The organism is Novosphingobium sp., from assembly GCF_049240505.1.
GTDB lineage: Bacteria > Pseudomonadota > Alphaproteobacteria > Sphingomonadales > Sphingomonadaceae > Novosphingobium.
Map to the genome: position 1 here is coordinate 1 of NZ_JBMLSM010000089.1, position 7,532 is coordinate 7,532.

Annotated in this window: 7 protein-coding genes; 6 read left to right on the forward strand and 1 reads right to left on the reverse strand. The window is 62.0% G+C overall.

All coding sequences use genetic code 11. The features are described 5' to 3' along the window. Window positions 1-536, forward strand: a 536-nt coding sequence (locus ACOVQ0_RS07145; RefSeq protein WP_421882106.1) for a nuclear transport factor 2 family protein, incomplete at its 5' end; no start/stop codon positions are given. 106 nt (window positions 537-642) lie between these two features. Here the strand turns inward: ACOVQ0_RS07145 and ACOVQ0_RS07150 are convergent. Beyond that, window positions 643-1,122, reverse strand: a complete 480-nt coding sequence (locus tag ACOVQ0_RS07150) for a MarR family winged helix-turn-helix transcriptional regulator (RefSeq protein ID WP_421882109.1) — start codon at window positions 1,120-1,122, stop codon at window positions 643-645. Between the two features lie 174 nt (window positions 1,123-1,296). Between ACOVQ0_RS07150 and ACOVQ0_RS07155 the strand changes: the two genes are divergently transcribed. From ACOVQ0_RS07155 to ACOVQ0_RS07175, 5 genes are all read left to right on the forward strand, one after another. Then, window positions 1,297-3,678 (forward strand): TonB-dependent receptor, encoded by a 2,382-nt coding sequence (locus tag ACOVQ0_RS07155; protein WP_421882111.1) that lies wholly within the window; start codon window positions 1,297-1,299, stop codon window positions 3,676-3,678. Window positions 3,679-3,816: 138 nt separating this feature from the next. After that, complete coding sequence (locus ACOVQ0_RS07160) at window positions 3,817-4,218, forward strand: nuclear transport factor 2 family protein (RefSeq protein ID WP_421882115.1); 402 nt, start codon at window positions 3,817-3,819, stop codon at window positions 4,216-4,218. Window positions 4,219-4,244: 26 nt separating this feature from the next. Further along, on the forward strand, window positions 4,245-5,714 hold the full coding sequence (locus tag ACOVQ0_RS07165; RefSeq protein WP_421882125.1) for an aldehyde dehydrogenase: 1,470 nt from the start codon (window positions 4,245-4,247) through the stop codon (window positions 5,712-5,714). Between the two features lie 3 nt (window positions 5,715-5,717). Further along, window positions 5,718-6,740, forward strand: coding sequence for an alpha/beta hydrolase fold domain-containing protein (locus ACOVQ0_RS07170; protein WP_421882118.1), 1,023 nt, complete (start codon window positions 5,718-5,720; stop codon window positions 6,738-6,740). Between the two features lie 17 nt (window positions 6,741-6,757). After that, the coding region (locus ACOVQ0_RS07175; RefSeq protein ID WP_421882121.1) for an SDR family oxidoreductase at window positions 6,758-7,532 on the forward strand (775 nt) is incomplete at its 3' end.

A 7,532-nucleotide genomic window follows, 5' to 3' on the forward strand; every position in this document is an offset into this window, starting at 1 on the left:
GTTACGAAGGCGTGATGCGGCTTTACGGAACGTGGTTCCAGAACCTGTTCACCGGTGGGAAGCGCGGACCGGTTCACGGGCTGCTGCTCGACCATTTCCAGTTGCAGGACGTGATCACCATCGCGCCCGACGGGCAGACCGCCAAGGGTCGCTTCCGGGGCATCCTTGCCGGTGGATGGCATGACGATATTCTTGGGGCCAAGCCGGAAGGAATGCCGCAGCAGTTCTGGGAAAGCGGCATGTACGAAAACGATTATGTGAAGGAAGATGGCGTCTGGAAGATCCAGCGGCTCGACTACATGATGCAGTGGCAGGCCGATTACGAAACCGGCTGGTCAAAGACCGTTGCCCACCTTCAGCCCGCCGCGCAGTGCTTCCCTGAAAACCCCATCGGCCCCGATCGCATCCTGCCCGATACGCAAGTGCGCCAGACTTGGCCGCACCGTCAGGAAGTGCCGATGAGCTTTGCCCATCCGGTGTTGGCCCACAGCTTTGCCGTGGGGGATTTCACCAAGCTGCAGAAGAAGTGGCCCTGAGTTCGATCCTTCGACAGGCTCAGGATGAGTGGCCCTTCGACAGGCTCAGGATGAGCGGGCGGAGAACACCATCATCGGAACCGCTCATGCTGAGCTTGTCGAAGCATCAACCGCCCCAGCGACCGATCCGCGCCAGAACCGTTGCGGCCACGCGGCGGAAGGCATCGCGATCGCGCTGGGGTACGCCCTTGAACAGGTCTGCACCGACTCGCTCCATCGCGGGCACCGTCTGGTCGAACAGGGCCTGACCTTCATCGGTCAGTCGCACCGGCTTGCGCCTGCGATTGCTGCGGTTGCGGCCCGGCTCCACCAGCCCGCGTTCGCTTAAGGTGGCGATGGCGCGGCTTACGTTCATCGGCGGCACGCCCATGATTTCGGAAAGGTCGTGGCCGGCAAGTTCGCCCTCACCGCCCAGCGCCAGAACGATGCGCAGGTCTGTCGCGGTCATGCCCATTGGGTCGGCCACGCCTTCGCGCATCGGGGTGCCGATGAAGGAACCGAGCTTGAGGAGATCGACAAGCAGGGCAACGTCTCCTTCGAACGTCGGGCCTTCGTTGGGCTGGGGGGCTGAGGGATCAAGGCTCATTCCCGCAGTCTATCGCCGGGTTCCCGTGGCGGGGCAAGGGGCGAAGTGTGGGAAACGTGCATCACTCAGGCCCCCGCACGACAACCGCAAATGTTAGGCTTGCCAAGTCCGAATTAGTATGTCTTACTAACAAACATCAGCCGGTCACGAAGAGGACCATACAGGAGAGGGGATATGGCCAAAACAACCCGTACAACGTCACAACTGCGTCTGCTCGCTGCTGGAAGCATGGCTGCGCTCACGCTTGGCATCGCGATGCCTGCTGCTGCGCAAGACGCGCAGGCAACCGATGCGCCAACCACCAGCGAAATCGTGGTGACCGCGCAGTTCCGCGAACAGCGCCTGCAGGACACGCCGCTGTCGATCACCGCCGTGGATGCCGCGCTGCTGGCCTCGCGCAACCAGACCGACATTTCGCAGATCGCCGCGCAGGCGCCGAACGTGCAGTTGACCCAGATGGGCGGCGCTTTCGGTTCGTCGATGGCGGCCTACATCCGCGGCATCGGCCAGTACGACTTCAACCCCGCCTATGAACCCGGCGTCGGCATCTATATCGACGATGTGTACTTCGCCACGCTGACCGGCTCGGTCATGGATCTGCTGGATCTTGAGCGCGTCGAAGTGCTGCGCGGCCCGCAGGGCACGCTTACCGGACGTAACTCCATCGGTGGTGCGATCAAGCTGTTCTCGGCCAAGCCCACGGAAGAAAGCAGCGGCACGGTTGAGGCGGTCTACGGTTCGCGCCAGCGCACCGATCTGCGCGCCACTGCCAACTTCCCGCTGGCCGAAGGCCTTTCGGCCCGAATTTCCGGCGTCTACAAGCGTCAGGAAGGCTACGTCGATCAGGTCGATTTCGGTTGCGCCAATCCGGGCAATCCGCTGGGTATCGGCGGCAACGCTTCCACGCCGAAGGACTGCGTGGTCGACAAGCTGGGCGAGCGTGACTACGCGGGCCTGCGCGGATCGCTGCGCTACAACCCGAACGACTCGATCGACTGGATCGTCACGGGTGACTACACCTATGAAAACCGCACCAATGCAGCTGGCGTGATCGGGGTTACCAATCCTGCGCTGACCGGCGGTGTCGATTTCTCGTGCGGCAAGTTCTGCACTTATGCCGATTGGTACATGCCCGCAGGCGGGCAGGCCACGCAGGCCTACTACAACCCCAACAGCACCGAATTCGAAGGTTGGGGCGTGTCCAGCAACCTCACCATCGGGCTGGGTGACAATCTGAACCTGCAGGCGATCACCGCCTATCGCAAGTACACGCAGGTCTTCGGTACCGACGATGATTACACGCCCTACAGCCTGATTGCCGGCTCGGGCTTCAACGATCTGCGCTTCAAGTTCTTCAGCCAGGAACTGCGCCTGAACGGCAAGATCGGCGATATGGTCGATTGGACCATCGGCGGTTTCTACAACAACCAGACCTCGGTCTACTTCACCCGTCAGGACATCCGCTACATCGTGCCGATTGGCGTGCCGTCGCTGTTCCTGCAGTTCCAGGGTGACGATCCGATCAAGGCGAACAGCGCGGCGGCCTTCGGCACCGTGTTCGTCCGCCCGGTCGAGAACATGACCATCACCGCAGGCATCCGCTACACTGATGAGCATAAGGATTACACCTTCATGCGCACCCAGTGGGATGGCGGCACGCTGAACGACATCTTCGGCGTTGGTGCGCTCAATGGCACCAAGTCCGTCTACGATGGCGACAAGATCGACTGGCGCCTGTCGCTCGACTATCGCTTCAGCCCCGAAGTGCTGGCCTATGCGACCGTCAGCACCGGGTTCAAGGGCGGCGGCGTGACTGCGCGTCCGTTCACCAAGAACCAGGCGATCAACGGCACGTTCGATCCTGAAACGCTCACCGCGTATGAAGTGGGCCTCAAGACCGATCTGCTCGATCGTCGCCTGCGCCTGAACCTTTCGGGCTTCTACAACGATTACAAGAACATCCAGCTTCCGATTGGGGACTGCTCGGTGCTCGATGGCTTTGCGCCGGGCACGGGACCGTTCCCCTGCGCCGCCATCCAGAACGCTGGCGACGGTGAAATGTATGGTCTTGAACTCGAAATGCAGGCCAGCCCTGTCGAAGGTCTGGACATCGATGCATCGCTGAGCTGGATCGATGGCAAGTGGAAGCGGATCGACGCCGCAGCGCAGGGCGCACTGCGTGTCGAAGATCCGATCACCACACCGGCATGGCGCGCCAGCCTTGGCATCCAATACAAGGCCGATCTGGGCACGTCGGGTTCGATCACCCCGCGCTTCGATCTGTCCTACACTGGTCGTCAGACCATCGGCCGCCTGATCAACGCAGGTGTGTTCACGCCGCTGCAGTACAACCCGTCGATCACGCTGGGCAACGCACGCCTGACGTGGAAGAACGCGGACGAGGATCTGGCCATCTCGCTCGAGGTGCAGAACCTTTTCAACAAGTACTACTTCCTGCCGCTGCGCTTTGCAGCCGTCTATTCCTTCGTCGGCACGTCGTATTCCAACGTCGGTCGCCCGCGCGAATGGGGTCTGTCGGTGCGCAAGACGTTCTGATTGCAGGACCGGTAATGAAGAAACGGGGGCGGTCGGCAACGACCGCCCTTTTTCTGGCCCTTTTTCTGTTGGCGCAAAACATATCAAATGTTAGCGTTGCACTTGCGAGCCGAATCCGGCCGCATGGGGAGAGAGCGCTTGCTGAGCCGCACGGATTATGACCGCTATGTCGCCGCGTTCAACGCGAAGGATTATGATGCGGTTGCCGATTTTTATGTCGATCCGCCGCTGATGACCTTTTTCGGTGTCGAGATCCGCTCGCGGCAGGCGCTGAAAGATTTCTATGCCTTCCTGCACGATCATGTGAACGAAAGCGTGCGCGTGCTGAACTTCGCCGCGTCTGAAACCCTGACCGCCATCGATGCCGTGATCCGGGTGGAAGGCGTGAAAAGCCTGACGCGCGAAGCGCTGGATGCGCGGGGCCTGCATGGCTTCTTCCCGATTGCGGTGGGCGAAGTGCAGGAAATGCGGCAATTCATTTTCTATACGATCAGGGACAGCCTGATCGAGCGCGTGGAATGCGCGCTGGCGCCCCAATGACATACGGCCTGAAAGGACAGACCACGATGAACCCCGAAGGCGTTAACGTCTCCCACCCCGACCAGCTCTTTATCGGTGGGCGCTGGGTGCCAGCCCACTCCGGCCGCATGATTGATCTCATCTCGCCCAACACCGAACAGGTCGTGGGCCGCGTGGCCGAAGCGGATGAGGCGGACATGGACGCCGCCGTCGTCGCAGCGCGTGAAGCGTTCGACAACGGGCCTTGGCCCACCACGCCGCCCGCGCAGCGCATTGCCGCGTTTCGCCGCATGATCGCGCATCTCGAAACCCGCGTGCCCGAACTGGCAAAAGCGTGGACCGCACAGATGGGCGGCCTCGCATCGTTCGCCGGGCCGATGCACGGCGGCAGCGTGATGGCTTTGGGCCAGATCGCGGGCTTTGCCGAAAAGTTCGAATTCGTCGAACGTCGCCCCAGCCATGCGGCAGACACCGCGCTGATCGCCTATGAACCCGTCGGCGTCGTCGCTGCCATCGCGCCGTGGAACGGGCCGTTTGGCATCATGGCCAACAAGGTCGCCTATGCCCTGCTCACCGGTTGCACCGTGATCATGAAGCCATCGCCCGAAACCCCGCTGGAAGCCTATATCATCGCCGAAGCGGCAGAGGCCGCAGGCATTCCGGCGGGCGTCGTGAACCTTGTCACCGGCCACCGTGAGGCGAGCGACCATCTCGTCTGCAACGAAGGCGTGGACAAGGTTTCCTTCACCGGATCGACCGTGGCTGGCAGGCGTATCGCTTCGGTCTGCGGTGGGCGCATGGCACGCTGCACGCTGGAACTGGGAGGCAAATCGGCTGCGATCATCCGCGATGATTTCCCCATCGAAGCTGCGGCCAAGATGCTCACCGGCACCATCACCATGATGTCAGGGCAGGTGTGTGCGATGCTCAGCCGCGTCATCGTCCCGCGCCATCGGCATGACGAACTGGCCGCAGCCATCGCCGCCGAAATGCAACAGGTGCGCATCGGCCATTCGGACGATCCGCAGGCCCAACTCGGCCCCGTGGCAATGAAGCGCCAGCTTGAACGCATCGAGATGTATATAGAGGAAGGCAAGACGACTGCCGATCTGGTAACCGGCGGCGGGCGTCCGTCGCACCTCAACCAAGGCTACTTCATCGAACCCACGCTGTTTGCCAACGTGAAGAACGAAAGCCGCATCGCGCAGGAGGAAATCTTCGGCCCGGTGCTCAGCCTGATCCCGGTGGAAGATGAAGAAGACGCGATCCACACTGCCAATGCCAGCGCCTACGGTCTCAACGGCTCGGTGCTGACCACGGATGCGGATGCCGCCTATCGTATTGCGCGCCGGGTGCGCACCGGCGGCTTCGGCCAGAACGGTTTGCGCATGGACTTCGGCCTGCCCTTTGGCGGGTTCAAGCAATCGGGCATCGGGCGCGAAGGCGGGCCGGAAGGCCTCTTCCCTTACATGGAAATGAAGACCATCCTGATCGACGGAATGCCCGGGAGTTTGTGATTCATGATGCGTTTTCTGGCCGCGCTGCTGATCGTCCTGTCATGGGGAGGCGCGGCGCGGGCAGCGGACGCACCTGTTGCCGCAAGAACCGCCGTTCCTGCCCACGCTGATGTGGCTTATGCCCCGGCTACGCCTTCCGGCAGCAGGGGCCATCTGCTGGACATCTACCTGCCGCCCAAGGCAGACAAGCCGGTGCCGCTGGTGATCTGGACCAGCGGTTCGGCCTGGATGGCCGATACCGGCAAGGATGGCGCGAAGATCATGGCGCCGGCGCTGCTCGATGCGGGCTTTGCGGTTGCGGGCGTTTCCATCCGTTCCAGCACGCAGGCGCGCTTTCCGGCGCAAGTGCATGATATCAAGGCGGCCATCCGCTTCCTGCGTGCCAATGCCGCGCGCTATGGCATCGATCCGGCGCGCATCGCCATCATGGGTGATAGTTCCGGCGGTTGGACGAGTGCGATGGCCGCATTGACGGGCGATGCCCCTGAACTTGAGGGTGCGATCGGCACCACTGGCGTGTCCAGCGCCGTGCAGGCCGCAGTGGCGCTCTATCCGCCGACCAATTTTGTCGAGATGGATCGCTGGGCGCTGACGAAATGCTCGCCTTCCACACCTTTGCCCAAGCCGGGCTTCTGTCACGATGATCCGGCATCACCGGAATCGCGGCTGGTCGGATGCGCGATCCAGACGTGCAAGGATGCGGTGCTGCGCGCCAGCCCGATCCATTACATTTCACGTGCCGATCCGCCGCTGATGATCCTGCATGGCCGATCTGACGGTCTTGTGCCCTACAATCAGGGCGAACGGCTGTTCAAGGCACTGGCCCATGCCTGTCTTGCAGCGGAATTGTATACCCTGCCGCTGGCGCCGCACGGCCCGCCTGATGGTTTCCTGCAGGATGCCGCGTTGCAACAGGGGGCATCGGTCGAACGGTCCGATGCAAAAGGGTGCAAGGTGGATTTGCCCAAAATCGAAACGCCCGGCTGGACGCCGGTTATCGCGTTTCTGAAGCGCCATTTGCAATAAAACATTCGGGAGAGAACATGTCTGGCCATATCGCGGGTAAATCCATCGTCATTACCGGCGCCGGTGGCGGCTTCGGCAGCCTCGTCGCGCGCAAGGCTGCGGCGCTTAGTGCCAAGGTCACATGCGGCGATATCGATCTTGCCGCAGCACAGGCCACGGTCGATGAAATCACGGCTGCGGGTGGCAAGGCGCAGGCTGTGCAGGTTGACGTGCGCGATCTGGCGGCAGTCAAGGCGCTTGTCGCCAGCGCGCTCGATGCGTTTGGCGCGGTCGATGTCATGGTCAACAATGCCGGGATCATGCCGCTGGCGTTTTTTGCCGACCACGAAGCAGCCTATCCGGCGTGGGAGCGCTGCATCGACATCAATATCAAGGGCGTGCTGAACGGCATGGTGGCCGCATACGATACGATGATCGCCGCAGGGCATGGGCAGATCGTCAACATCTCTTCGATCTACGGCAATTTCCCGGTAATCGGCGCGGCGGTCTATGGCGCGTCCAAATCGGCGGTGAACTTCCTGTCGGAATCGCTGCGCGTGGAAAGCCGGGGCAGGATCAAGGTGACGACGATCAAGCCGACGGGGGTTCCTTCAACTGGCCTTTCGGGCACCGTCGTCAATCAGGCGGCGGGCATTGGTATCGTTGCGCACAACATGCCCGATTTCATGGAAATGGTCGGCCAGATGGCGGAAGGCACGTTTCCGGCGGAAAGGCTCGATCCCGAAGCGATGGACTACGCCAGCCTCGCGCCCGAACACATCGCCGATGCGGTGATCCACGCGATCGACCAGC

Bases quoted from the DNA above. Each gene is read 5' to 3' on its own strand.
- ACOVQ0_RS07155 (WP_421882111.1), top strand. From the start codon at position 1,297: ATGGCCAAAACAACCCGTACAACGTCACAACTGCGTCTGCTCGCTGCT.
- ACOVQ0_RS07165 (WP_421882125.1), top strand. From the start codon at position 4,245: ATGAACCCCGAAGGCGTTAACGTCTCCCACCCCGACCAGCTCTTTATC.
- ACOVQ0_RS07170 (WP_421882118.1), top strand. From the start codon at position 5,718: ATGATGCGTTTTCTGGCCGCGCTGCTGATCGTCCTGTCATGGGGAGGC.
- ACOVQ0_RS07150 (WP_421882109.1), bottom strand. From the start codon at position 1,122: ATGAGCCTTGATCCCTCAGCCCCCCAGCCCAACGAAGGCCCGACGTTC.